Source organism: Streptomyces sp. NPDC043427, assembly GCF_056436655.1.
The window spans coordinates 624,718-648,868 of sequence record NZ_JBWKCC010000002.1 but is presented as its reverse complement, the minus strand read 5'-3'; the positions used below and the strand labels follow the sequence as shown (position 1 = coordinate 648,868).

Genomic DNA, 24,151 nt, shown 5'->3' with positions numbered 1-24,151 from the left:
CTATCCACCGTGAAACTGCCGGTTGCGGGATGCTGGAGATAACGTTCGTTCACTTCCCCGGCCGGCGGGGTGCGGGTTGTCCTTGCCGCAGCGGCTCATCCGGTGCAGTGGGCGGAGGAATGTGCGGTACAGGCGAGCTGTAGCGGCACGCGTGACGTGTGCCGTAGTTGTCGGTACCCATGACTCGGTACACATGGATGTATCGGTACGGATGGATGTAGTCCTTCATGGAGGCAGTGATGGGTGTGGCAGCCGGTCCGATCCGCGTGGTGGTGGCCAAGCCGGGGCTCGACGGCCACGATCGCGGGGCCAAGGTGATCGCGCGGGCGCTGCGCGACGCCGGTATGGAGGTCATCTACACCGGGCTCCATCAGACCCCCGAACAGATCGTGGACACCGCGATCCAGGAGGACGCCGACGCGATCGGCCTGTCCATCCTCTCCGGCGCCCACAACACGCTCTTCGCGGCGGTGATCGACCTGCTCAAGGAGCGGGACGCGGAGGACATCCTCGTCTTCGGCGGCGGGATCATCCCCGAGGCGGACATCCCCCCGCTGAAGGAGAAGGGCGTCGCCGAGATCTTCACGCCCGGCGCGACGACGCAGTCCATCGTGGACTGGGTACGGGCGAACGTGCGGCAGCCTGCGGAGGCGTAGGGCCGGCGCGGCGCGGGATGGGCTTGGGTCCACCGTCGGTGGGTCGGCGACCGGCACTGGCCTGGCTGCGCCGGCGGGCCTGGCGACCGGCGTGGGTCCGGGGTGTGTCGGCGGGCCGTGTGACCGGCGTGGGTCCGCGGTGTGTCGGCGGGCTGGGTGACCGGCGTGGGCCCGGGGTGTGTCGGCGGCCTGGTGACCGGCGCAGGCCGGGGTGACTGGCGGTCGGCTGGGGGACGCCTCGGCGGGGCGGGTGGTCGCCACTGGACCGAGGCGGTCGGCGGTCGGCCGGGTGTGTCGGCGGGCTGGGTGATCGGCAGTGGGTTGGGGCGCGTTGGTGGGTGGGGTGGTCGTCACTGGACTGAGGCGGTCGGCCGGGTGGGTGTCGGGGGCCCGGGGGAAAGGGCCCGGGGCCTACGTCGGTTCCAGTTCCTCCGTCATAGCCGCGCGCAGGCGCAGTGTCGTGACCAGGCGCTGGAAGGCCTCCGCCCAGTACCCCCCGGCTCCGGGCGAGGCGTCCTCCGGTTCGTCCGGTACCGCGAGCAGGCCGTCGAGGCGGCCGGCCTCGGACGGGTCGAGGCAGCGCTCGGCCAGCCCCATCACCCCGCTGAAGCTCCAGGGATAACTCCCTGCGTCCCGCGCGATGTTGAGCGCGTCCACCACGGCCCGCCCCAGCGGCGCCGCCCAGGGCACCGCACACACCCCGAGCAGCTGAAACGCCTCGGACAGACCGTGGGTCCCGATGAACCCGGCGACCCACTCGGCCCGCTCGTCGGCGTCCAACGCGCCGAGCAGCTTGGCCCGCTCGGCCAGGGACACCGCCCCAGGACCGCCGGCCTCGGGCGCGCCGGGCACCCCGAGGAGCGCCCGCGACCACTCCGCGTCCCGCTGCCGCACCGCCGCCCGGCACCACGCCGCGTGCAGCTCGCCCTGCCAGTCGTCCGCCACCGGCAACGCCACGATCTCCCGGGCCGTACGCCCGCCCAGCCGCCTCCGCCAGGTGCCGAGCGGGGCCGCCTCCACCAACTGCCCCAGCCACCAGGACCGTTCCCCCCGGCCCGCGGGTGCCTTGGCCAGGACGCCGTCACGCTCCATACCCGCGTCGCACGCGTGCGGCGCCTCCACGCTGATCGTGGGAGCGTCACGCGTGTGGTCGACGGCCACGCAGGCCCCCGCCCGGTCCGCCATGCGCGCGGCGAGCGCAGAGTCGGGCAGCGCCGAGAGCAACTCCGCCGCCGTCGCCCGTACGTTGCGGCTGCGGTCGGACAGGGCCTGCTCCAGGAACGGCTCGTCCTCGGGGCCGAGGCCCATGCGCAGCGAGTCGAGGAACATCAGCCGGTCCTCGGCCCGTTCCGTCAACCACGTCGCCGCGAGCAGTTGCCGCGCGGCCGCCGGCTCACGAGCCCGTATCGCCGCGAGCAGCGCGACCCGCTCCGCGAACAGGCCCTCCTGCCACAACTGCTGCACCCGGGCGGTCTCCTCCGGGCCCGGCAGTGCCGCGCCCCCGCCGGGCGTGGCGCGCAGGGCGAACCGCCAGTCCGGGTTCAGCCGGGCGAGCCACAGCGCGCGCGGTCCCGCGAACTTCAGCGCCGCCGGCCTCAGGTCCGTACGCCCCCGGGCCGCGTCCAGCAACGCGGGCAACGCGTGCGGGGGCGCCGCGTAACCACGGGAGTTCGCCGCCGCGAGCCACTGGGGCAACAGCTCCATGAGGTCCGGTGCCGTACCTCTGCGGCCGCCACCGGCCGTGGCGGAACGGTCGGCCAGCAGCATCGCGAGCCTGCGGACCGCCGCGTCGGGCAGCGCCGGGCGCGGGTCCTCGGGAGCCGGCTCCGGGCGTCGCGCCGCCCGCGCGGGCCGCAGCCCGGCCCGCCGCCGTACGGTCTCCACGGCCGCCGCGTCCAGCAACGCCACCGGCGCCTCCCGCCCCGGCCCGAGGCCCGGGTGTGTACGCCGGTCCGTGCCGAGCAGTGCGGCGGTGACGAGGTCCTCCCAGGCGGAGGACGTGGAAGTCGTGTTCATCATGCCCACCCTCGGGTTGCTCTGCGGGACTTGACTGGGATGAGCACTCTTCAGCACAGCCGTACCGCCTCTCCCACGCCCTCCGGCCAGGCCGTCAAGGGGGTGAAGCCGCGGTGGCCGCACTCGCCGAAGACCTTCACCGGGGCACCGCCCGACAGGGCGACCAGGCGCCACAGGCCGGGGCGGGAGCGCGCGGCGGGGGTGAGCGGGAGCGCCGAGTCCTCGTCGGCGTCCACCAGTTGCCAGGAGTCGCCGTCCGGGGTCGGTATGACCCGGTCCAACGTCACCGGGACGGAGTCCAGCCAGGGGTCGTCGCACAGGGCCTCGCCATAACGGGCGGCCGCCTGAGCCGTCGTCACTCCCGGGGGCCGGAGCGCGATCGGCGCGGGCGGCGCGAACCGCTCGCCCAGGGCCGCACGCCGCTGGCCCGTGCCCGGATACGCGGACACCTCCGCCTCCAGGACCAGCCCGACCGGCAGTGTCAGCTCGGGAGCCCGGCCGGCGGCGCCGTAAGAGAGGAGCAGGGCCGTGCGGTGCGACTCGGCGCCGTGGAGCCAGACGCGACGGGTGGTCAGCTTCGCGTCCCCCGTGTCGTACTGCGCGAGGACCAGCCAGCGGTCGCGCACCGGCGGGCCGTCCGCCGTGGCCGGCAGGCCGACGCGGGAGCGGACCGTCGCCGCGAGACCGGCGGGGAGCCGCTCGCGGCGCAGCCAGCCCTGGTCGAGGAGATGCAGCAGCGCACACTCCTCCAGCAGACGCACCGGCCAGCCGGGCCCGGAGGACGGGATCGCGCCCAGCTCCCGCACCCGTGCGGCGAGTCCCGGAGCCTGCGCGTCGACCATGCGGGCCGCCGTCTCCTCCCACGGCCCGTACCCCGCCTGCTCCGCCGAGGCCAGCCCGCCGCGCAGCAGGTCCGCCAGGCGCTGCTCCAACTCCGTCGCTCCGGCCGTGACACGCTCGGCCCGGCGCTCCGCCCGGCGCCGCGCCGCCTCGGGGTCGGCGGGGCCTGACGCGGACCCCTCCAGGCCGGCCGCCCGCTGTTCCTCGGCGCGCCGACGCCGCCCGGCGAGCCACGGCTCCGCCCAGTCCGGCGCCTGCCGCCCCCGAGGCACCGCCCCGTCCGCGCCCGACCAGAGCAGCAGCAGCCCGAGCGCGTGCTTGCACGGAAACTTGCGGCTCGGGCAACTGCACTTGTACGCGGGACCGGACACGTCCCCGACATCCACGACCGTCTGGTACGGCGTGCTGCCACTGCCCCTGCACAGCCCCCACACCGCCCCCTCGTCGGAACTGCCCGCCCCCGACCACGGCCCGGCCGCGCCGAGTTTGCTTCCCGCTTTGCGTGACGCGGTGTCAGGCGCCAGTGCCAGCACCTGGTCCGCACTCCAGCGCACCCCCTGCTGAGTCATGCCCTCGAAGGTAGATCCCCCCACTGACAATCGACCCCGCGAGCGTCCGCCGCAGTGCGTTTCCGCAGGTCGGAACGCATTGTCAGTGGCGTGGTGCACGGTGGACACCAGATCCGAACCGGCCGAGCTGGAGGGGACCTCAGCCATGTCTGTGTCCGTCGATGCGACGTTCGTGGAACCGAGTGAGAAGCAGCCGACCGATGCGTTGCGCCCGCACGCCGAAAACGCCTTCGCCGGTGAACTCGTCGCGCTGTCCGCCCAGGACGACCGGCCGCGACCGGCCCGCTGGAAGCTGTCGCCGTGGGCGGTCGCCACCTACCTCCTCGGCGGCACCCTGCCGGACGGCACGGTGATCACACCGAAGTACGTGGGTCCGCGCCGCCTCGTCGAGGTCGCCGTCACCACGCTCGCCACCGACCGCGCCCTGCTCCTGCTCGGCGTGCCCGGCACCGCGAAGACCTGGGTGTCAGAGCATCTGGCGGCGGCGGTCAGCGGTGACTCGACCCTGTTGGTGCAGGGCACGGCCGGGACCCCGGAGGAGGCCATCCGCTACGGCTGGAACTACGCGCAGCTGCTCGCGCACGGGCCGAGCCGTGACGCCCTCGTCCCCAGCCCGGTCATGCGGGCCATGGCGGAGGGGATGACCGTGCGCGTCGAGGAGTTGACCCGCATCCCGGCCGACGTGCAGGACACGCTCATCACGATCCTCTCCGAGAAGACACTGCCGATACCGGAGCTGGGCCAGGAGGTGCAGGCGGTCCGCGGCTTCAACCTGATCGCCACGGCCAACGACCGCGACCGCGGGGTCAACGACCTGTCCAGCGCACTGCGCCGCCGCTTCAACACGGTGGTGCTGCCGCTGCCGGAGAGCGTCGAGGCCGAGGTGGACATCGTCTCGCGCCGTGTCGACCAGATCGGCCGCTCCCTCGACCTGCCGGCCGCGCCCGACGGCATCGACGAGATCCGCCGTGTCGTGACCGTCTTCCGCGAACTGCGCGACGGGGTCACCGCCGACGGCCGTACGAAGCTGAAGTCGCCCAGCGGCACCCTCTCGACGGCGGAGGCCATCTCCGTCGTGACCAACGGCCTCGCCCTCGCGGCCCACTTCGGCGACGGCGTGCTGCGGGCCGGCGACGTGGCCGCGGGCATCCTCGGCGCCGTCGTACGGGATCCGGCGGCCGACCGCGTCGTCTGGCAGGAGTACCTGGAGGCGGTGGTGCGCGAACGCGACGGCTGGAAGGACTTCTACCGGGCCTGCCGGGAGGTGAGCGCGTGAACGACCGGGGGCGTGCGGCGAGCGGGGAGCTGAGCATCGGAAGCCGCGAGGGCGGTGACCGGGGCGGAAACGGTGGTGACGACTCGAGTTGGGTCCGGAGGGGAGGGGGACGGTATGGCGACGGCGGGAGTTGAGGGGGCCGTGGGCGCGGGCTTCGAGGCAGCGCCGTTGCTGCTCGGGGTGCGGCATCACGGGCCGGGGTCCGCACGGGCGGTGCGGCGTGCGTTGGAGGCGGCGCGGCCGCGGGTGGTGCTGATCGAGGGCCCTCCCGAGGCCGACGCGCTGATCCCGCTGGCCGCCGACGAGGACATGCGGCCACCGGTCGCCCTCCTCGCCCACGCGGTCGACGAGCCCGGCCGCTCTGCCTTCTGGCCGATGGCCGAGTTCTCCCCGGAATGGGTGGCGATCCGCTGGGCGCTGGAGCAGGGGGTTCCGGCGCGGTTCATCGACCTGCCGGCCACGCACACGTTGGCGTGGGAGAGAGGAGCGGGGAAAGGGCCGGCGGGTGAGGGGGCCGACCCGAAGGAGACTGACGGAGCTGGGAGCGAGGGGGGCGGCGAGCACGCTCGTCGTGTCGACGTTCGTGTCGATCCGCTCGCCGTGCTCGCCGATGCCGCCGGTTACGACGACGCCGAGCGGTGGTGGGAGGACGTCGTCGAGCACCGGGCGGCGGGGGAGCGGGACGCGTTCGCGCCGTTCGTCGTCCTGGAGGAGGCCATGGGGGCGCTGCGGGAGGCCTACGGCAGTGGGGGGCACGACCGGGACCTCGTGCGGGAGGCGTACATGCGACTCCAGGTGCGGGCGGCGCAGCGGGAGTTCGGGGACGCGGTGGCCGTGGTGTGCGGGGCCTGGCACGTGCCCGCGCTGCGGCGGAAGGCCGCCGTCACTGCGGACCGGGCCCTAGTGAAGGGCCTGCCCAAGGTCAAGGCGGACATGACGTGGGTGCCGTGGACGTACCGCAGGCTGTCGCGGTTCAGCGGGTACGGCGCGGGCATCGACTCGCCGGGCTGGTACGGGCATCTGTTCGCCGCGCCGGACCGGCCCGTCGAGCGGTGGATGACCAGGGTGGCGGGGCTGTTGCGGGCCGAGGACCGGATCGTGTCCTCGGCGCACGTCATCGAGGCGGTGCGGCTGGCCGAGACGCTCGCGGCGATGCGTGGCCGCCCGCTGGCGGGACTGAGCGAGACGACCGACGCGGTGCGGGCGGTGATGTGCGAGGGCTCGGACGTGCCGTTGGCGCTGGTGCGGGACCGGCTGGTCGTGGGGGACGTGCTGGGGGAGGTGCCGCGGACGGCGCCGGCGGTGCCGTTGCAGCGTGACCTCGACCGGCTCCAGCGGCGGCTTCGGCTCAAACCGGAGGCGCGGGAGCGGGAGACGGAGCTCGACCTGCGCAAGGAGACCGACGCGGAGCGCAGCAGGCTGCTGCACCGGCTGCGGCTGCTGGGTGTGGGCTGGGGGGAGCCGGTCGTCTCGCGTGGCAGCACGGGTACGTTCCGGGAGACCTGGCGCTTGCGCTGGGAGCCGGAGCTGTCCGTGCGGGTCGCCGAGGCAGGGGTCTGGGGAACGACGGTGCCGGCCGCCGCGACCGCCAAGGCGGAGGCGGACGCCGTGGCCGCGCAGGGCCTCGCCGAGGTCACCGCGCTCGCCGAGCAGTGCCTGCTGGCCGGCCTGTCCGGCGCGCTGCCCGCCGTGATGCAGGCCCTCGCCGACCGCGCGGCGCTCGACACCGACGTCGGCCACCTCGCCCAGGCCCTGCCGGCCCTCGTCCGCTCCCTGCGCTACGGCGACGTACGCGGCACGGACACCGGCGCGCTGGCCGAGGTCGCCGCGGGCCTCGCCGAGCGCGTCTTCGTCGGCCTGCCCCCGGCCTGCGCCGCGCTGGACGCGGACGCGGCGGAGGAGATGCGGGGCCATGTGGACGCGGTCCACTCGGCGGTGGGGCTGCTGGGTGACACCTCCGCGCCGAACCAGAACGATCTGCGCGGCCGGTGGCGGGCCGTGTTGCGGGTGTTGTCCGGGCGGGACAGGGTGCCCGGGGTCGTGCGGGGGCGGGCTGTGCGGCTGTTGTTGGACGACGGAGGGTTGGAGCAGGGGGAGGCGGCGCGGCTCATGGGGCTGATGTTGTCTCCAGGGACGGCGCCGGGGGATGCGGCCGCGTGGATCGAGGGGTTCGTCGGGGGTGGGTCCGGGGGCGGGATGCTGCTCGTGCACGACGAACGGCTCCTCGCACTGGTCGACGCCTGGCTGACGGGCGTGCCGGCAGAGGCGTTCACGGATGTGCTGCCGCTGCTGCGGCGGACGTTCTCGGCGTACGAGCCCGGGGTGCGCCGGACGTTGGGCGAGCTGGTCCGGCGGGGGCCGGGGGCGCGGGGGAGCGCGGTGGGGGCGGCCGTCGGCATACCCGGCTTCGCACCCGGACTCGACGCCGACCGCGCGCATGCCGTCCTGCCGGTGGTGCGGTTGCTGCTGGGTCTCGAGGACGCGGATCGGGAGAAGGCCGACGGCAATGACGTGGGCATCGACGTGGTGAACGATCTGGTGGAGGTGGCGGGATGACGACCGAAGGACAGACGGGGCCGGGGAACACACGCTGTGAAAACGTCGTCCCCGGCAGGGACGGGCGCGGCGTCCGCGCCGAGGCCCGCCCGACCACGACCGTGACGGTGGTGCCGCTCTGGGACCGGCGCCGCACGGAGGTGCCCGGATGACGGCCGAGCCGACGGACCCCGCGCAGGAGCGGCTGCGCCGATGGCGGCTGGTGCTCGGGGGCGACGCGGCGGACGGTGTCGGGTGTGCGCTCGCCGGACGGGACGCCGGGATGGACGGAGCGCTCACCGCGCTCTACGGAAAGGGCGACAAACCGCAGTCCGGGAAGGACCGTTCGGCGGGGCTGGGGGCGTCGGCGCCGTCCGTGGCCCGTTGGCTCGGGGACATTCGGACGTACTTTCCCTCCTCCGTCGTCCAGGTCATGCAACGCGACGCGATCGACCGGCTAGGGCTGTCCACGCTGCTGCTGGAGCCCGAGATGCTTCAGGCGGTGGAGGCCGACGTGCACCTCGTCGGCACCCTGCTCTCGCTCAACAAGGCCATGCCGGAGACGACGAAGGAGACGGCACGGGCCGTCGTGCGCAAGGTCGTCGACGACCTGGAGAAACGGCTCGCCACCTGCACCCGGGCCACCCTCACCGGTGCCCTCGACCGCAGCGCACGCGTCAACCGGCCGCGCCACCACGACATCGACTGGAACCGCACGATCGCGGCCAACCTCAAGCACTACCTGCCCGACTACCGGACGGTCGTGCCGGAGCGGCTCGTCGGCTACGGGCGGGCGTCGCGGTCCGTGAAGAAGGAGGTGGTCCTCTGCATCGACCAGTCGGGGTCGATGGCGGCGTCGGTCGTGTACGCGTCCGTGTTCGGGGCGGTGCTCGCGTCCATGCGGTCGATCGACACGCGGCTCGTCGTCTTCGACACGGCGGTGGTCGACCTCACCGATCAGCTCGACGACCCCGTCGACGTCCTCTTCGGCACCCAACTCGGCGGCGGTACCGACATCAACCGGGCACTCGCGTACTGCCAGTCGCAGATCACCCGGCCCGCGGACACGGTGGTCGTGCTCGTCAGCGACCTCTACGAGGGCGGGATACGCACCGAGATGCTGAAGCGGGTCGCGGCGATGAAGGCGTCGGGGGTGCAGTTCGTGGCGCTGCTCGCGCTGTCCGACGAAGGGGCTCCCGCCTACGACCGGGAGCACGCGGCGGCGCTCGCGGCGCTCGGCGCACCGGCGTTCGCCTGTACGCCCGACCTCTTCCCGGAGGTGATGGCCGCGGCGATCGAGAAGCGGCCGCTGCCCGTCCCGGACACGGCGTGACCTGACGATATGTCGACCGAATTCGGCCATCGAAATCCGGACATGCCTACCCATCGGTAGCGGAGGGCTTGCGCAACCTCGGGCGTCCCGTGCAAGGATCGACGCCTCGTCAAGCGGTGCGCCACGCTCCGCCGTACGTGAGGACGATCCCTCTCTTGACCTGGCCAGCAGCCCTGTCCGGTGCCGCTCTGCGCGACCTGCGCACAGCGGCCGGTCGGCGTGTGCTGGAAGTGGCGCTGCTGATGGGCGGCTTGTTCGCGCTCGGGTTCCTCTGCGGAGGGCAGGCGCACGCGGCGGAGACCACAACGGCGGTGAGCACGGCGACCGTCACCGCCCCGGCGGTGACCACGTCGACCGCGACCGCCCTGACGGCGAGCGCGTCGGCGGGGCATGAGCAGGCCGTGGTGGAGGTTCAGTCCGCCGACAAAGTCCTCCACCCCGTCGGCGAACTGGTGAAGTCCGTCGCTGATGGTCTGGCGGAGCCGCAGCGGGAAGTACCGCCCCTCCCGCCGGTGTCGTCGACGCCTTCTCTGTCCAGCCTGCCGGGCTGGTCGGACGGCACTGACCTTCCCGGACTGCCCACGCTTCCGGGGGAGTCGCTGCCGAAGCCGGTCACCTCCACGCCCCTGCCTGCCGGGCAGGCGGCGGAGACGTCGCACACGCCGGTTTCGTCCTCGGACGAGCCGGGTCAGAGATCACCTCGGTATGCCGACGTGGCGGCAACGGCCACTTACGGGCCGCTCCCGGCCGTCGTAGGGGCGGGAGGCGCGGCGCACGCCGACACCTCTCGTCCCGCTCACCCCGCGCACGTACCGGAGCAGCACGCGCCCGGCGGTGGTTCGAGCGGCGTGCTGGGCAGCCAGGCGGCGCTCGACCACGGCACGTCGCGGCACGGCGACGGGCACGCCGTCACCGCCCATCACCCGGTGCCGCCGGCGCTCATGCCAGGCACCACCACGCGTACGGACGCGACCGGTACCCGGGACAGGTACCGGGACATTCCCGTTTTCCCCGCTTAGGGCAGGCCTCCCCGCGCCCGGACCTGCCGCGCGGGGGCGGCACAGGTCTGCCCACCCACCGGAATGTCTCCAAGCCTCCCGAAGTCCCGGATTCCCTAAGGATCTGACGTACGCATGAACAAGAACATCCGCCGTTCCATCGTCATAGCCGCCGGTGTCACCGGAGCCTGGGCGCTCGGCTCCACCGTCGCCAGCGCCGATGAGTTGCCCACTTCCTCCCTCTCCCTCACGGACCCGACGGCCGACGCCGACGCCGACGCCGGCGCGGACGCCAAGGGCGCCGTGGGTTCCCTGACCGACACCGTGAACGGGGTCGTCTCCGACGTACGGGACGCCGTCACCGTCACCGACACCGTCGGCCGGGCGACCGCCACCCCCGCCGCCTCCACCCCCGCCGATGCCAAGGTCACCGCCCCGCAGGCCACCAAGGTGAGGGGCGCGCAGGCCATCAACGGTGCCCGGGCGGCCCGTGCGGCGCAGCACAAGGCGCAGACCTTGACCACGGCGACGTCCACAGTCACGGCCGTCAACACGAGCACAGCAACGGCCGTCCAGGAGAAGACGACCGACGCCACCACCCCCGTCCCCACCTCCCCGCAGCACGGCATCGACTACCTCTTCGGCCCGCTCTCCGCCTTCGCCCCGGAACTGGAGGAGGCGCTGGCCGGCGCTCAGACCAAGCTCGCGGGCCTCCAGTCGGCGGCCCGTGGCCAGGCGCAGGGCGTCGACGGGGACGTACGGACGAAGGGGCGGTACGCGGCAGCGGGCGCGGGGCGTACGGCGACCGGTGCGCAGGGGGCGCTGCGGGGCGCGGCCGCCGGTGCCGAGGGCCGCGTGACCGGCGCGACCACCACCACCGAGGCCCTGGCAGGGGCGGCGGCGACCACCGCCGGCGCCACCGTCTCCGCCGTGCCGAGCCACGTGACCGGCACGGTCACGCCGATCGTCTCCGAGACGACCGACGCCGTCGTCCCGCCGATCGCGGGCACCGCCGTGCACGGGGTGCTCCCGGTGGCCGACCGGGCCGTGTCCGGCGCCCTGCCCGTGGCCGACGCCGCGGTGACCGGCGTCCAGCGCACCGCCACCACAGCCGTCTCCGGCGCTCAGCCGGTTGTCGGCGGTGTCGTCGCGGACGTACCCCCGTACGCCACCGGCCTTGTCGGCCAGGTCGCCGACGACGCCACCGCGGCCGTACTGCCGCCGGTCGTGAACACCGCTGTGAACACCACCGTGCACACCGCCGTCCACGGGGTCGTGCCCGTGGCAGGGCAGGCCGTGGTGGACGCAAGCGGGGTGGCGTACGGCGTCACGGGTGACGTCGAGGCCTTCGCGGGCGGGATCGCCGCGGGTGTGCCCCCGCTGGCGTACGGGGTGACCGGGCAGGCGGGGCCGTTCGCGGAGGGGGTCGCGGGGGAGGTGCCGCCGTTCGCGCAGGGGGCCACCGGGGCCGTCGAGCCGGTCGTCGACACGGTGACGGAGACCGTGCGGCCCGTCGTCCACGGTGTCGGCGGCAGTGCCACGTCACTCGCGTACGGCGTGACCGGCGACGTGGCCCCGTTCGCGGGCGGGGTGGTCGGCGAGGTCGACCCGTTCGTGCACGGTGCCGCCGGTCAGGTCGCGCCCTTCGCGCAGGGCCTGACCGGAACCGTCGGGGCCACCGCGGCTCCGCTGGCCCACCACGCCGTCACCGGCGCGGCGGGTGTCGCCGACTCGCTCGCCCCCGCCGGTCACAGCACTCCGTACGGCGTCTGACAGCCGTACAGCCATCGCCCCCGCGCGACGCAGTCCCGGACCGGCCGAAAGCCGTCGGCCGGTCCGGACGAGACCGCGCGGACCGGGCCGGATGGTCCCCATTGGGGTGGGGATCGCCCGGCCAGGGCCCCTTCGGGGCCGTTCAAGGGGCCTCACCGGGCCAACCCCAACCCGGTGAGGCCCCGCACTCGCGGCACGCCGTGCCAGTGAGGGCGGCATCATGTGACAGGTATCACCGCTCAGGTGTGACCGCCGATTTAGAGACCCCCGGGAAGCGGGGATAACCTGCGAGACGGACATGCCGCGCGCTCGGACACCGTGTGCGCCTCCCTTGTGACTGACAGACGGCGGACGTCACGTTGCCCTCGCGGCACGCCCACGCAGACAACGAACCGCGAGATCACTGATAGGGACGGAAGCGCGTGGACCTGTTCGAGTACCAGGCGAGGGACCTCTTCGCCAAGCACGATGTACCGGTGCTGGCCGGTGAAGTCATCGACACGCCTGAGGCGGCCCGCGCAGCCACCGAGCGTCTCGGTGGCAAGTCCGTCGTCAAGGCCCAGGTGAAGGTCGGCGGCCGTGGCAAGGCCGGTGGCGTGAAGCTCGCCGCCACCCCGGACGAGGCCGTCGCCCGCGCGACGGACATCCTCGGCATGGACATCAAGGGCCACACGGTCCACAAGGTGATGATCGCCGAGACGGCCCCGGAGATCCTGGAGGAGTACTACGTCTCCTTCCTCCTCGACCGTGCCAACCGCACCTTCCTCTCCATCGCGTCCGTCGAGGGCGGCATGGAGATCGAGGAGGTGGCGGCCACCCGTCCGGAGGCCGTCGCCAAGACGCCGATCGACGCCAACGAGGGTGTGACCCCCGAGAAGGCCCGCGAGATCGTCGCCGCCGCCAAGTTCCCGGCCGAGGTCGCCGACAAGGTCGCGAACGTCCTGGTCACGCTGTGGAAGACCTTCGTCGCCGAGGACGCGCTCCTCGTCGAGGTCAACCCGCTGGCCAAGGTCGCCTCCGGTGACGTCATCGCCCTGGACGGCAAGGTCTCCCTGGACGAGAACGCCGAGTTCCGTCAGCCGGAGCACGAGGCCCTCCAGGACAAGGAGTCGGCCAACCCGCTCGAGGCCGCCGCCAAGGAGAAGAACCTCAACTACGTCAAGCTCGACGGCGAGGTCGGCATCATCGGCAACGGCGCGGGTCTCGTCATGAGCACCCTGGACGTCGTCGCGTACGCCGGTGAGGCGCACGGTGGCGTCAAGCCCGCCAACTTCCTCGACATCGGCGGTGGCGCCTCCGCCGCCGTCATGGCGAACGGCCTGGAGATCATCCTCGGCGACCCGGACGTCAAGTCCGTCTTCGTCAACGTCTTCGGTGGCATCACCGCCTGCGACGAGGTCGCCAACGGCATCGTGCAGGCGCTGAAGCTCCTGGAGGACCGCGGCGAGGAAGTCACCAAGCCGCTGGTCGTGCGTCTGGACGGCAACAACGCCGAGCTGGGTCGTCAGATCCTCTCCGACGCCAACCACCCGCTCGTGCAGCGCGTGGACACCATGGACGGCGCGGCCGACAAGGCCGCCGAGCTCGCGGCTGCGAAGTAAGGAAGAGGGACTCAGACAGCCATGGCTATCTTCCTCAACAAGGACTCCAAGGTCATCGTCCAGGGCATGACCGGTGCCACGGGCATGAAGCACACCAAGCTCATGCTGGCCGACGGCACGAACATCGTCGGTGGCGTGAACCCCCGCAAGGCGGGTCAGTCCGTCGACATCGACGGCAACGAGATCCCGGTCTTCGGCACCGTCGCCGAGGCGATCGAGAAGACGGGCGCCAACGTGTCCGTCCTCTTCGTGCCGCCGGCCTTCGCGAAGGCCGCCGTGGTCGAGGCGATCGACGCGGAGATTCCGCTGGCCGTCGTCATCACCGAGGGCATCGCGGTCCACGACTCCGCCGCGTTCTACGCGTACGCCGTGGAGAAGGGCAACAAGACCCGGATCATCGGCCCCAACTGCCCGGGTCTCATCACCCCCGGTCAGTCGAACGCCGGCATCATCCCCGGTGACATCACCAAGCCGGGCCGCATCGGTCTGGTGTCGAAGTCCGGCACGCTGACGTACCAGATGATGTACGAGCTCCGTGACATCGGCTTCTCCTCGGCCGTCGGCATCGGTGGCGACCCCATCATCGGTACGACCCACATCGACGCGCTCGCCGCGTTCGAGGCCGACCCCGACACGGACCTGATCGTGATGATCGGTGAGATCGGTGGTGACGCGGAGGAGCGGGCCGCGGCGTTCATCAAGGAGAACGTGAAGAAGCCGGTCGTCGGTTATGTCGCGGGCTTCACCGCGCCCGAGGGCAAGACGATGGGCCACGCCGGTGCCATCGTCTCCGGCTCCTCCGGTACGGCTGCCGCGAAGAAGGAGGCCCTTGAGGCCGCCGGCGTCAAGGTCGGCAAGACGCCGACCGAGACGGCGAAGCTTGCCCGCGAGATCCTCGCCGGCTGAGTTTCCTGCTTGAGTGTCGGTGGGCCCGTTCCCCTGTGTGGGGACGGGCCCACCGGCGTTCTCGGCTAGCGGGGCAGTGGCAGCACTCTCTCCGGGCCGCTTGCCATCTTCTCCCTCAGCTTGTCCCGTAGTTCCTCCTCCTCCTCGGACAGCGCGCCTGGGGCCACCTTCGGCGGGACCCCTCGTACCGCCTCGCCCGGGGCCACCGGGGGCTCGTACCGCGTCGGAGCCGTTTTGAGCGTCAGCGCTGTCGTCCCGATGAGGGCGACGGTGAAGGCGATGGCGGCGCGGGTCCAGAAGCGGGCTCGGCGTTCGCTGGTGGTGCGGACCGCTGGGGGCTGGGCGGCGCGCAGGCGTTCCGCGGAGGCCAGTTCGGCGAGGCGTTGGTGGAGGAGGGCCGGGTCGGACAGTTCCGGGAGGCGGGCGGTGACGGCCTCGCGGGCGTGCAGGAGGCGGTGCGCGGTCGCCGGTGTGCTCGCCTCCGTCTCCGCCGCCGTCTCCGGCAGGTCGAGGCCGACCCCGTCGTACAGCACGAGCGTGCGGCGGTACGACGGCGGGAGGGTCAGGAGGACGTCCAGCAGGGCGCGGTCGCTCGCGGCGGCGGGCGGGGGTTCGGGGTGCCGGTAGCGGGGGCGGAACCGGTGCCAGGGGGAGAGAGCGCAGTCGTACGCCGTCGCTCGTACCCAGCCCGCCGGGTCGCGGTCCCGTGCCACCTCCGGCCAGCGCTGCCACGCCACCTGGAAGGCCCGCTCGACCGACTCGCGCGCCAGCTCCCGGCGCCCGGTGAGCAGATACGTCTGCCGTACGAGGGCGGGGGCGCAGAAGGCGTACAGGGCGTCGAAGGCCTGAGCGGGCGTCAGGGCGGGTCCCGGGTCCGGGGCCTGGGTCCCCGCCCACCTGCTGACGTCCAGTGAGGCCAGCAGTCTCGCGTACTCCTCCCCGTGCTGACCGCGGGGAGTCGTGCGGCCCGTCTCCCATCCGCGCACCGTCTTGAGGGAGACGCCCAGTCGCGCCGCGAGCTGTTCCTGCGTCAACGCGCCTGCCTCGCGCAGACGTCGCCGTTTCTTTGGCGGGGGGAGCGGGGTGGCAGGGCTCCTCATCACAGGACGCTCCTCATCACAGGGCGCCCCTCCTCGCGAGAACCCTCCATGCAGAAAAGAACATAAACGTATATTGAGCGACACTTCGGTGGTTCCCCTGTTACGACGGGAAAGCGCGTGTCGTTGGGAGCATGGCGGTCGTGACGCAGATGACCGACCGCCGACCGTCCTTGCCTCGCCTGCTCACCCGTGCGTGCGGCCGGTCGCCCGGGCTGGCCGACGGCCTCGTGGGTGGCGCGCTCGCGGCGGGGCTGGGGCTCGGCTCGTTCGCCGTACTGGTGACGATGCTGTGGATCAGCTCGCCTTACCCCGACAGCGGGCCGGGCGGGGCGTTGCATGTCGCCGCCGCGTTGTGGCTGCTGGCGCACGGGGCGGAGCTGGTCCGCACCGAGACGCTGTCCGGTGTCCCGGCACCCGTGGGCGTCACCCCGCTGCTGCTGCTCGCGCTGCCCGCCTGGCTGGTGCACCGGGCGGCGCGGGACGCGGTGGACGGGGACGAGGAGGGGGTGCCGGTGAGCGGCGGTACGGCGTGGGTGGGCGTCGTCCTCGGCTACCTCGCCGTCGGCGCTGTGGCCGCGCTGTACGCGGCGGGCGGTGATCTGCGTCCGTCCTGGGAGCGGACGGGCGTGACCATGTCGGTGCTCGTCGCGATCGCCTCGGCGGTGGGGGTGTGGACGGCGTACGGGCGCCCTCGATGGGGGGAGGGGGGAGCCGCGCCTCTCCTCGGTTCGCGGCGGCTGGTCCTCGGGGCGGACGCGCGCGACCGGCTCGGTGCGGCCGCGCGGGCCGCGGGAGCGGGCGTCGCGGTGCTCGTCGGGGGTGGGGCGCTGCTGACGGCGGTGTCGTTGGTGTGGCACGGCGATGTGGCGCGGGTGGCCTTCCTGCAGCTGACGGAGGGGATGTCGGGCCGCTTCACCGTTCTGCTGCTGTGCCTGGCACTGGTGCCGAACGCGGCGGTGTGGGGAGCCGCCTACGCGGCCGGCCCTGGCTTCCTCCTCGGCACGGGGCACGTCGTGAGCCCTCTCTCCTCGGCCCCCGCTCCCTTGCTGCCCCCGTTTCCGTTGCTGGCAGCCGTGCCGGACGCGGGTCCCGGCACACCCCTGACCTGGGCGGCGGGCGCGGTGCCGGTGGCGGCCGGCGTGACGGTGGGGTGGTTCGCGGCACGGGAGGTGGTCGGCTCCTCGCGGTCACGGGCGGTCGGTGTGGCCCTCCTCGCGGCCGTGCTGTGCGCGTCGGCGCTCGCCGCTCTCGCGGCACTGGCGGGCGGACCGCTCGGCGTGGCCGCCCTCGCCCGCTTCGGGCCGGTGTGGTGGCAGGTGGGCGCCGCGGTGCTGCTCTGGACGGCGCCGGTGGCGGTACCGGTCGCGCTGGGGGCGGGCCCCCGGACGCGGCATCGCCGGGGGCGGGTCCCAGGCGCCGAGGCCGTGAGCATCAGCAGGGCGCGCGCGGCGATGCGCGGGTTGCACGATCGCGGCGGTGCGAAGGACGCCGAGCGGGGCGGCCGGCGCGCTGTGAAGGATGCCGAGTGGGGCGGCCGCGGCGATGTGAAGGATGCCGAGCGGGGCGGTGCGAAGGACCCCGTACGAGGTGGTCGCGACGACCCGCACGATGCGCACGACGCCGTACGCCTCACGCCCCTCGTCGACGACACCTTCGAGCCCTACGACTTCCTGCCCGCCGACCCGAACCCTCCCGCGCACCCCGAGCCGTCATCGCCCCCGAACCCGGTGCATTCGGCGCCCCCGGAGCCGGGCTCGCCGAACGCTCCCTGAACCTGCGGAGCCAGACCTAGTGTCCTGCGCCCGAAGTTCGTAGGCAGTTCTGCTGCGCCACGAACGGTCAAGGCGCCTGGTCGGCCGCTTGAGTTGGGCCGATGCGGCATGTCGAAACTACCGACAGATTAACGGCGCAGGACACTAGCTCCCCGCCCCCAGAACCCCCCGCAGCTCTTCCGGCAGCAGCTGCTTGCAGGTCTGCTTCGCCTCGCTGGTGAGGGCGTCGTCCGTGCAGGTGTAGTAGTCGCGGTAGACGAGTTGGGCGGTGAAGGTGATGGCGACCAGGGCGATGGCCAGGGACGCGGTGACCAGTCCGCTCACCGCGGCCGTCGTCTGCGGGCGGGCGCCCATGTTCGCGGCGGCGGGGTCGGGGTTGCGGGGCTTGGCGCGCAGGGCGCTGATACCCCAGTAGAGGCCGAGGGCGCCCAGCAGCAGGGCCACGTACGGCCAGCTGAAGAGGGCGAAGAAGAAGGCCCACATACCGCACAGCAGCGCGTACCGCGCATGGCGCTGGACCGGGTCCTTGGGATCCCAGCGAGGGGGCGGGCCGGGAGTGCCGCCCGGTCCCTCGGGGCCCGCGCCGGGACGCTCGCCGAAGCCGCCGCCCTGCGAACGGCCGGGCTGGCGGTCGCTCCACTGGCCGCCCCAGGGGGACCCGGCGGGCGGGGTGTCGGAGGCGGAGTCGTCCTGGCCGCCGGGGGCGGGGTGCCGGGGCTGCCAGGGGCGGTCGGGGGTGCCTTCGGGGGGCGGGGCGAAGGGGTTGTCCTCCTGAGTGGGGGAGTCGCTCTGATCGTCGCCGTTCTTCTTCCCGGCGTCACCCGAGGCCGCGTCGGGCGGTGAGGCTGGGCGCTCCCGCAGCAGCACGGCGCCGCGCTGCCCTGCGCGCGATGACTGCGGGGGGAGCGTGGCGAGTCGCAGACTGCGGTCCGGCATCAAGTGAGCGTCTTCCCCTAGGCGAATACGACGGTCTGGCATGGCTCTGCGGGAGCTGTCACTACGGCAACGCACCGCACGACGACCGCGTTCCCGAACCCGCTCCTGGCAGACGCTACCTTCCGGCCACGCCCCCGTCCCATGGGGGCCGCCCGGTGTGCCGGTATCGTTGCTGACGGTCGACCGCTTCGTAGACTTCCCCGTATCCCGGGGCGCGAAGCATTCGTACGACCATACAAACGCTCCCCCGAGAAAGGGCCCCACCGTGGCCGCCAAGCCTGTGGCCAAGCGCCTCGTCGTGCTGGTTTCCGGATCCGGCACCAACCTGCAGGCGCTCCTGGACGAGATCGACCGGGTCGGGGCCGAGGCCTACGGCGCCGAGGTCGTGGCCGTCGGGGCGGACCGGGAGGGCATCGAGGGACTCGCGCGGGCCGAGCGCGCCGGGCTGCCGACCTTCGTGTGCCGGGTCAAGGAACACGGCAGCCGCGAGGAGTGGGACGCGGCACTCACCGAGGCCGTCGCCGCCCACGAGCCCGACCTCGTGGTGTCCGCCGGGTTCATGAAGATCGTGGGGAAGACGTTCCTCGCGCGCTTCGGCGGGCGGCTCATCAACACCCACCCCGCCCTTCTGCCCAGTTTCCCGGGAACCCACGGTGTGCGCGACGCGCTCGCGTACGGCGCCAAGGTCACCGGCTGCACCGTCCACTTCGTCGACGACGGCGTCGACACCGGACCGATCATCGCTCAGGGCGTGGTGGAGATCCGGGACGAGGACGACGAGAGCGCTCTGCACGAGCGCATCAAGGAAGTCGAGCGAAGGCTGCTCGTCGAGGTCGTGGGGCGCCTCGCCCGCAACGGCTATCGCATTGAGGGACGAAAGGTAGTTATCCAGTGACCGCCGAGAGCACTGTCACGGCCGAGAGCAACAAGCGGCCCATCCGTCGCGCGCTCGTCAGTGTCTACGACAAGACCGGGCTCGAGGAGCTCGCCCGCGGGCTGCACGAGGCCGGCGTCGAGCTCGTCTCCACCGGCTCCACGGCCGCGCGGATCGCCGCGACCGGCGTCCCGGTCACCAAGGTCGAGGAGCTCACCGGCTTCCCCGAGTGCCTGGACGGCCGCGTCAAGACCCTGCACCCCAAGGTCCACGCCGGCATCCTCGCCGACCTGCGCCTGGAGGACCACCGGCAGCAGCTGGCGCAGCTGGGCGTCGAGCCGTTCGACCTCGTCGTCGTCAACCTCTACCCGTTCCGCGAGACCGTCGCCTCCGGTGCCTCGCCCGACGAGTGCGTCGAGCAGATCGACATCGGCGGCCCCTCCATGGTCCGCGCCGCCGCCAAGAACCACCCGTCGGTCGCCGTGGTCACCAGCCCCGCGCGCTACGGCGACGTCCTGGCGGCCGTACAGGGCGGCGGCTTCGACCTCGCCACCCGCAAGCGGCTGGCCGCCGAGGCCTTCCGGCACACCGCCGAGTACGACATCGCGGTCTCCTCCTGGTTCGCCTCCGCCTACGCGCCGGCCGACGACTCGCCGTTCCCCTCCTTCCTCGCCACCAGCCTGGAGCGCGCGCACACCCTGCGCTACGGCGAGAACCCGCACCAGCCCGCTGCCCTCTACACCGCCGGCACCGGCGGCCTGGCGGAGGCCGAGCAGCTGCACGGCAAGGAGATGTCGTTCAACAACTACCAGGACACGGACGCCGCCCGCCGTGCCGCGTACGACCACGACGAGCCCGCCGTCGCGATCATCAAGCACGCCAACCCGTGCGGCATCGCGACCGGCGCCGACGTCGCCGAGGCGCACCGCAAGGCGCACGCCTGCGACCCGCTGTCCGCGTTCGGCGGTGTGATCGCCGTGAACCGGCCGGTCAGCAAGGAGATGGCCGAGCAGGTCGCGGAGATCTTCACCGAGGTCATCGTCGCGCCGGACTACGAGGAGGGGGCCCTGGAGGCCCTGACCAAGAAGAAGAACATCCGCGTGCTGCGCTGCCCCGACGGCCCCGCCCACCCCGTCGACGTCAAGCCGATCGACGGCGGCGCCCTGCTCCAGGTCGCCGACCGCCTCCAGGCCGACGGCGACGACCCGGCCAACTGGACGCTCGCGACCGGCGAGGCGCTGGCTGCCGACGAGCTCCAGCAGCTCGCCTTCGCCTGGAAGGCGTGCCGGGCCGTGAAGTCCAACGCGATCCTGCTCGCCAAGGACGGCGCCTCGGTCGGCGTCGGCATGGGCCAGGTCAACCGCGTGGACTCCTGCAAGCTGGCGGTGGAGCGGGCCGGGGCCGAGCGGGCCCGCGGCTCGTACGTCGCGTCGGACGCGTTCTTCCCGTTCCCCGACAACATCGACGTCCTGAGCGCCGCCGGCGTCAAGGCCATCGTCCAGCCCGGCGGTTCCGTCCGTGACGAGCTCGTCGTCGAGGCCGCTCAGAAGGCGGGCATCACGATGTACTTCACCGGGACCCGCCACTTCTTCCACTGAGCGTCACTGACGCGCCAGGGCCGTGTCTCCCCGTACGGGTGAGACACGGCCCTTGGAATTCGAGGGGATGCGAAACCGCTCAGTACTGCGGGCGGTTGAACCACGCCTTGCCGTTGGCGTTGCCGACGAACACGGCCACCAAAATGGCGAGCACGGTGTGGATCAGGCCGACGAGGACGAACGGGTATATGCCGAGCACCGCGGTGATGATGCCGAAGACGAGGAGCGTGATGCGGACGCCGTTGCGGCCGGTGTTGAACTTCGTCGCCAGCACGATCGCGAACACGGCCCAGGCCACCGCGAAGACGGTGATCCCCCACATCATGCCCGCACCCTGGTCGGCCAGGTCCTGGAAGGCGGGGCTGTCCTTGAACGCGTCGTCGTTCTTCGCGGCGTTGACGCTGACGGCGGCCAAGGCGAACAGCACCACGCCGATGAGCTGAAGACCCACGATGATCCACAGCAGCACACGGGCGGTGTTCACGGTGCCGGGCATCGTCGTCGGGGCGGGGGCACCGGCGTAGGCGCCGACCGGCGGGGCCTGCGGGTAGCCGTAGCCCGGGGCGGGGGGCTGCTGCTGCGGGTAGCCGTATCCGGGCTGACCGGGCTGCTGCTGCCCTTGGGGAGCGCCGTAGGGGTTGTTCGGGTCGCCGTAACTCATGGCGGTGTTTCCTCCGTCTGTTGCTAGTGCGGGGACGGCGCGCGGCCGTGGCGGAGGAAAGGTCACAGAAGCGGTGCGTCCCCCCCCGATACTGCCCGCGGCACTGTCCGTTCATCGTTCTTCAGGCGCCGCCGCCTTGTCCAGCCGCAATTCGTATGTGTTGTGCAAGTGCAACATCACCGATCATGGCGGGATTCGACACGAGTGGCGCCGTGTCCGCACAGGGGTTGCAGGGGCTACCCGGATTGGAACCGGGGGCCGGTCATCCGGGAGGATGGAGTCATGACCGCCCAGATTCTCGATGGCAAGGCCACCGCAGCAGCGATCAAGTCCGATCTGACCGTCCGCGTGGCGGCGCTGAGGGAGAAGGGGATCACACCGGGCCTCGGCACGATCCTCGTCGGAGACGACCCCGGCAGCCGGAAGTACGTCGCCGGCAAGCACCGCGACTGCGCCGAGGTCGGTATCGCCTCCATCCAGCGCGAACTGCCGGGTACGGCGACGCAGGAGGAGATCGAGGCGGTCGTACGGGAACTGAACGAGGACCCGGGGTGCACCGGGTACATCGTCCAACTGCCGCTCCCCAAGGGCATCGACGAGAACCGCATCCTCGAACTGATGGACCCGGACAAGGACGCGGACGGTCTGCACCCGATGAACCTCGGGCGCCTGGTCCTGGGCGAGCCGGCCCCGCTGCCCTGCACCCCGAACGGCGTGCTCACTCTGCTGCGCGCCTACGGCGTCGAGATCAAGGGCGCCGAGGTGGTGGTCGTCGGCCGCGGTGTGACCATCGGCCGGCCGATGCCGCTGCTGCTGACCCGGCGCAGCGAGAACGCCACGGTCACCCAGTGCCACACCGGCACCCGGGATCTCTCCGCCCACCTCAAGCGCGCCGACATCATCGTCGCCGCGGCCGGTTCCGCGCACCTGATCCGCGCCGAGGACGTCAAGCCGGGCGCGGCCGTCCTCGACGTCGGCGTCTCGCGCAGTGCCGAGGGCAGGATCGTGGGTGACGTCCACCCGGACGTCGCCGAGGTGGCCGGCTGGATCTCCCCGAACCCGGGCGGCGTCGGCCCCATGACCCGCGCCCAGCTGCTCGTCAACGTGGTGGAGGCGGCGGAGCGCAGTGTCAGCTGAGCCGGAGGGGACCCACGAGCCCCGCGAGGCCGGCGAGGCCCGCGAGCTTCACGAGACCCACGAGCCCCGCAGGACTCCCGAGACGCCCGAGACTGCGGAGCCGATGGTCCGCGACGCGATCAGCGCGCCCGACGCCGAGGGCCATCCGCGTCGCACCACCCGCCGCTTCCCCCTGTTCACCAAGGACACCGCGCGCCCCGAGGGCGGCGGCCGGGCCGCGCCCCGGGACGCCCCGGCACCTGCCCGGCAGTGGCCGATGCTCGCCGTGCTGTCCCTGGTCGCGCTCGGCCTGCTGCTGACCGCCTTCGACCTGTTCCGCGTAGGCACCCTGCTCATCGGTGTCGCCCTGCTCGGCGGGGCCGTACTGCGCTGGGTCCTGCCCGGCGTCGGCATGCTCGCGGTGCGCTCCCGCTTCACGGACATCGTCACGTACGGCAGTCTCGGCCTGGTGATCGTGCTGCTGGCGTTGATGGTCCAGCCGAACCCCTGGCTGCGGATCCCGTTCCTGAAGGACACGCTGCACTTCACCGTCAGCAGCTGAGCAACCCGACGACGGCGGCCCGTCCCCTCCCCCGAGGAAGGACGGGCCGTCGTCGCGCACCACGCTCCCGCACCGTGAAGTGCCTGTTCAACGGCTGTCCGCGCGCTGTGTCTCGGAGGTGACCGTTCCGCTACGGTGTCCGCGCCCTGCCACAGCCGAGGAAGCCGCCGGGAACCGTTCGACCGCCTCGCGTCGTCACTTGATCGGACCAGATCGGATCAGGTCGGATCAGGTCGGACCAGACCGGATCGAGTCGGGAACGACACGGGCGACGACGCCGTGGAGGTGGGTGATGGGCGCCTGGCAGCCGCTGCCGGACGAGCTGCCGCCGGAGGTACGGAACTTCGTGGAACAGCTGCGGCAGCTGAAGGACGGCACGGGCCTCAGCCTGGCCGCGCTCGGCGCCCGCACCGCCTACAGCAAGTCCTCCTGGCAGCGCTACCTCAACGCCGTCCAGCCGCCGCCCCGGCAGGCCGTCGCCGCCCTGTGCCGGGTCGCGGGCCTCACCGGACCGGACGCCGAACGCTGCGCCGTACGCTGGGAACTGGCCGTCGAGGCCTGGCCGCGCCCGGCGTCTCCGCACGTTCCCGAACCCGGGACATCCGGGGCCGCCGGCGTCTCCGGGGCCTCCAGCGGCGAGGGATACGAGGACGATCCCACGATCCCGTGGTGGGAGCGCCTGGAGGAGGAGGAGCCGCCGCCCCGCCCCGCCGGACGCCTCCTGCTGTACGCCGTCCTGCTCCTCCTCGCGCTGCTCCTCACCGCCGTCGCCGGCACCCTCGCGTTCGGGTGACATACGGGAGTGTCCAACGCCCCAGTGGCGTAAGAGGTCACGCGCGTGTGCTGGTTGTGTCGAAGCATTGACAAGTTCGTGGATAGACCCCAATTCACCCGTACGGCAGGGCTAACGTGTCCAATCTGGACGAGCCGGGAACCACATTCCTTAGTGGGCGCATCCCTTGGGTAGTCACACGGGGACTCGGCGGAGGCAGTACGCACAGGGGGGAAGAGGGGGGTTTCATGCCTCGT

20 protein-coding genes are annotated in these 24,151 nt (G+C 72.6%); 15 read left to right on the top strand and 5 right to left on the bottom strand.

Annotated elements, in window-relative coordinates; genetic code table 11:
- Positions 1–239: 239 nt before the first annotated feature.
- Positions 240–656, top strand: a complete 417-nt coding sequence (locus AC067M_RS06850) for a coenzyme B12-dependent isobutyryl CoA mutase small subunit (protein ID WP_133927567.1) — start codon at positions 240–242, stop codon at positions 654–656.
- Between the two features lie 411 nt (positions 657–1,067).
- Here AC067M_RS06850 and AC067M_RS06845 read toward each other — a convergent pair whose 3' ends face one another.
- Together AC067M_RS06845 and AC067M_RS06840 are read right to left on the bottom strand one after the other, a co-directional pair.
- Complete coding sequence (locus AC067M_RS06845) at positions 1,068–2,672, bottom strand: DUF5691 domain-containing protein (protein ID WP_478696009.1); 1,605 nt, start codon at positions 2,670–2,672, stop codon at positions 1,068–1,070.
- Between the two features lie 50 nt (positions 2,673–2,722).
- Positions 2,723–4,081 (bottom strand): SWIM zinc finger family protein, encoded by a 1,359-nt coding sequence (locus AC067M_RS06840; protein ID WP_478695899.1) that lies wholly within the window; start codon positions 4,079–4,081, stop codon positions 2,723–2,725.
- Between the two features lie 145 nt (positions 4,082–4,226).
- On the opposite strand from AC067M_RS06840, the gene AC067M_RS06835 reads away from it, so the two are divergent.
- The 8 genes from AC067M_RS06835 to sucD all read left to right on the top strand — a co-directional run bounded on the left by AC067M_RS06835 (position 4,227) and on the right by sucD (position 14,503).
- Positions 4,227–5,357: an ATP-binding protein gene (locus tag AC067M_RS06835; protein WP_478695898.1), complete on the top strand. Its 1,131-nt coding sequence runs from the start codon at positions 4,227–4,229 to the stop codon at positions 5,355–5,357.
- A 114-nt stretch (positions 5,358–5,471) separates the two neighbouring features.
- The gene (locus AC067M_RS06830; RefSeq protein ID WP_478695897.1) at positions 5,472–7,913 is read left to right on the top strand and encodes a DUF5682 family protein; all 2,442 of its coding nucleotides are present in this window, start codon (positions 5,472–5,474) and stop codon (positions 7,911–7,913) included.
- Positions 7,910–8,065 (top strand): hypothetical protein, encoded by a 156-nt coding sequence (locus tag AC067M_RS06825; protein ID WP_478695896.1) that lies wholly within the window; start codon positions 7,910–7,912, stop codon positions 8,063–8,065. Before AC067M_RS06830 ends, AC067M_RS06825 begins: the two co-directional genes overlap by 4 nt.
- Positions 8,062–9,225: a VWA domain-containing protein gene (locus tag AC067M_RS06820; RefSeq protein WP_478695895.1), complete on the top strand. Its 1,164-nt coding sequence runs from the start codon at positions 8,062–8,064 to the stop codon at positions 9,223–9,225. The genes AC067M_RS06825 and AC067M_RS06820 overlap by 4 nt, the downstream gene beginning before the upstream one ends.
- A gap of 155 nt (positions 9,226–9,380) precedes the next feature.
- Entirely contained in the window at positions 9,381–10,244 is an 864-nt protein-coding gene (locus AC067M_RS06815; RefSeq protein WP_478695894.1) for a hypothetical protein, read from the top strand.
- 114 nt (positions 10,245–10,358) lie between these two features.
- The gene (locus AC067M_RS06810) at positions 10,359–11,996 is read left to right on the top strand and encodes a hypothetical protein (protein WP_478695893.1); all 1,638 of its coding nucleotides are present in this window, start codon (positions 10,359–10,361) and stop codon (positions 11,994–11,996) included.
- Between the two features lie 422 nt (positions 11,997–12,418).
- Positions 12,419–13,597 carry an ADP-forming succinate--CoA ligase subunit beta gene (sucC, locus tag AC067M_RS06805; protein ID WP_478695892.1) on the top strand — a complete coding sequence of 393 codons (1,179 nt, stop codon included), beginning with the start codon at positions 12,419–12,421 and terminating at the stop codon, positions 13,595–13,597.
- A gap of 21 nt (positions 13,598–13,618) precedes the next feature.
- A complete protein-coding gene (gene sucD, locus AC067M_RS06800) occupies positions 13,619–14,503 on the top strand; it encodes a succinate--CoA ligase subunit alpha (RefSeq protein WP_478695891.1) in 885 nt (294 codons plus the stop codon).
- Positions 14,504–14,568: 65 nt separating this feature from the next.
- Here the strand turns inward: sucD and AC067M_RS06795 are convergent, their stop codons facing one another.
- A complete protein-coding gene (locus AC067M_RS06795; protein ID WP_478695890.1) occupies positions 14,569–15,606 on the bottom strand; it encodes a helix-turn-helix domain-containing protein in 1,038 nt (345 codons plus the stop codon).
- Positions 15,607–15,734: 128 nt separating this feature from the next.
- Between AC067M_RS06795 and AC067M_RS06790 the strand changes: the two genes are divergently transcribed.
- Positions 15,735–17,375, top strand: a complete 1,641-nt coding sequence (locus AC067M_RS06790) for a cell division protein PerM (protein WP_478695889.1) — start codon at positions 15,735–15,737, stop codon at positions 17,373–17,375.
- A 144-nt stretch (positions 17,376–17,519) separates the two neighbouring features.
- On the opposite strand, the gene AC067M_RS06785 is transcribed toward AC067M_RS06790, so the two are convergent.
- A complete protein-coding gene (locus AC067M_RS06785; protein ID WP_478695888.1) occupies positions 17,520–18,311 on the bottom strand; it encodes a hypothetical protein in 792 nt (263 codons plus the stop codon).
- Positions 18,312–18,576: 265 nt separating this feature from the next.
- Here AC067M_RS06785 and purN point away from each other — a divergent pair, with 265 nt between their 5' ends.
- Positions 18,577–19,206, top strand: a complete 630-nt coding sequence (gene purN / locus AC067M_RS06780; RefSeq protein WP_478695887.1) for a phosphoribosylglycinamide formyltransferase — start codon at positions 18,577–18,579, stop codon at positions 19,204–19,206.
- Positions 19,203–20,783 (top strand): bifunctional phosphoribosylaminoimidazolecarboxamide formyltransferase/IMP cyclohydrolase, encoded by a 1,581-nt coding sequence (purH, locus tag AC067M_RS06775; RefSeq protein ID WP_478695886.1) that lies wholly within the window; start codon positions 19,203–19,205, stop codon positions 20,781–20,783. The genes purN and purH overlap by 4 nt, the downstream gene beginning before the upstream one ends.
- A gap of 79 nt (positions 20,784–20,862) precedes the next feature.
- Here the strand turns inward: purH and AC067M_RS06770 are convergent, their stop codons facing one another.
- On the bottom strand, positions 20,863–21,444 hold the full coding sequence (locus AC067M_RS06770; RefSeq protein ID WP_478695885.1) for a hypothetical protein: 582 nt from the start codon (positions 21,442–21,444) through the stop codon (positions 20,863–20,865).
- 282 nt (positions 21,445–21,726) lie between these two features.
- Here AC067M_RS06770 and AC067M_RS06765 point away from each other — a divergent pair, with 282 nt between their 5' ends.
- The 3 genes from AC067M_RS06765 (at position 21,727) to AC067M_RS06755 (ending at position 23,915) form a co-directional block, all read left to right on the top strand.
- Complete coding sequence (locus tag AC067M_RS06765; protein WP_478695884.1) at positions 21,727–22,581, top strand: bifunctional methylenetetrahydrofolate dehydrogenase/methenyltetrahydrofolate cyclohydrolase; 855 nt, start codon at positions 21,727–21,729, stop codon at positions 22,579–22,581.
- A 103-nt stretch (positions 22,582–22,684) separates the two neighbouring features.
- Entirely contained in the window at positions 22,685–23,122 is a 438-nt protein-coding gene (locus tag AC067M_RS06760) for a DUF3017 domain-containing protein (protein WP_478696008.1), read from the top strand.
- A gap of 292 nt (positions 23,123–23,414) precedes the next feature.
- Entirely contained in the window at positions 23,415–23,915 is a 501-nt protein-coding gene (locus AC067M_RS06755; protein WP_478695883.1) for a helix-turn-helix domain-containing protein, read from the top strand.
- Positions 23,916–24,151 lie beyond the last annotated feature (236 nt).

Excerpts from the sequence above, each read along its gene's own strand:
- AC067M_RS06850 (WP_133927567.1), top strand. The coding sequence starts at position 240 with ATGGGTGTGGCAGCCGGTCCGATCCGCGTGGTGGTGGCCAAGCCGGGG.
- AC067M_RS06845 (WP_478696009.1), bottom strand. The coding sequence starts at position 2,672 with ATGAACACGACTTCCACGTCCTCCGCCTGGGAGGACCTCGTCACCGCC.
- AC067M_RS06840 (WP_478695899.1), bottom strand. The coding sequence starts at position 4,081 with ATGACTCAGCAGGGGGTGCGCTGGAGTGCGGACCAGGTGCTGGCACTG.
- AC067M_RS06835 (WP_478695898.1), top strand. The coding sequence starts at position 4,227 with ATGTCTGTGTCCGTCGATGCGACGTTCGTGGAACCGAGTGAGAAGCAG.
- AC067M_RS06830 (WP_478695897.1), top strand. The coding sequence starts at position 5,472 with ATGGCGACGGCGGGAGTTGAGGGGGCCGTGGGCGCGGGCTTCGAGGCA.
- AC067M_RS06825 (WP_478695896.1), top strand. The coding sequence starts at position 7,910 with ATGACGACCGAAGGACAGACGGGGCCGGGGAACACACGCTGTGAAAAC.
- AC067M_RS06820 (WP_478695895.1), top strand. The coding sequence starts at position 8,062 with ATGACGGCCGAGCCGACGGACCCCGCGCAGGAGCGGCTGCGCCGATGG.
- AC067M_RS06810 (WP_478695893.1), top strand. The coding sequence starts at position 10,359 with ATGAACAAGAACATCCGCCGTTCCATCGTCATAGCCGCCGGTGTCACC.
- sucD (WP_478695891.1), top strand. The coding sequence starts at position 13,619 with ATGGCTATCTTCCTCAACAAGGACTCCAAGGTCATCGTCCAGGGCATG.
- AC067M_RS06790 (WP_478695889.1), top strand. The coding sequence starts at position 15,735 with ATGGCGGTCGTGACGCAGATGACCGACCGCCGACCGTCCTTGCCTCGC.
- AC067M_RS06785 (WP_478695888.1), bottom strand. The coding sequence starts at position 18,311 with ATGCCGGACCGCAGTCTGCGACTCGCCACGCTCCCCCCGCAGTCATCG.
- AC067M_RS06770 (WP_478695885.1), bottom strand. The coding sequence starts at position 21,444 with ATGAGTTACGGCGACCCGAACAACCCCTACGGCGCTCCCCAAGGGCAG.
- AC067M_RS06765 (WP_478695884.1), top strand. The coding sequence starts at position 21,727 with ATGACCGCCCAGATTCTCGATGGCAAGGCCACCGCAGCAGCGATCAAG.
- AC067M_RS06760 (WP_478696008.1), top strand. The coding sequence starts at position 22,685 with ATGGTCCGCGACGCGATCAGCGCGCCCGACGCCGAGGGCCATCCGCGT.
- AC067M_RS06755 (WP_478695883.1), top strand. The coding sequence starts at position 23,415 with ATGGGCGCCTGGCAGCCGCTGCCGGACGAGCTGCCGCCGGAGGTACGG.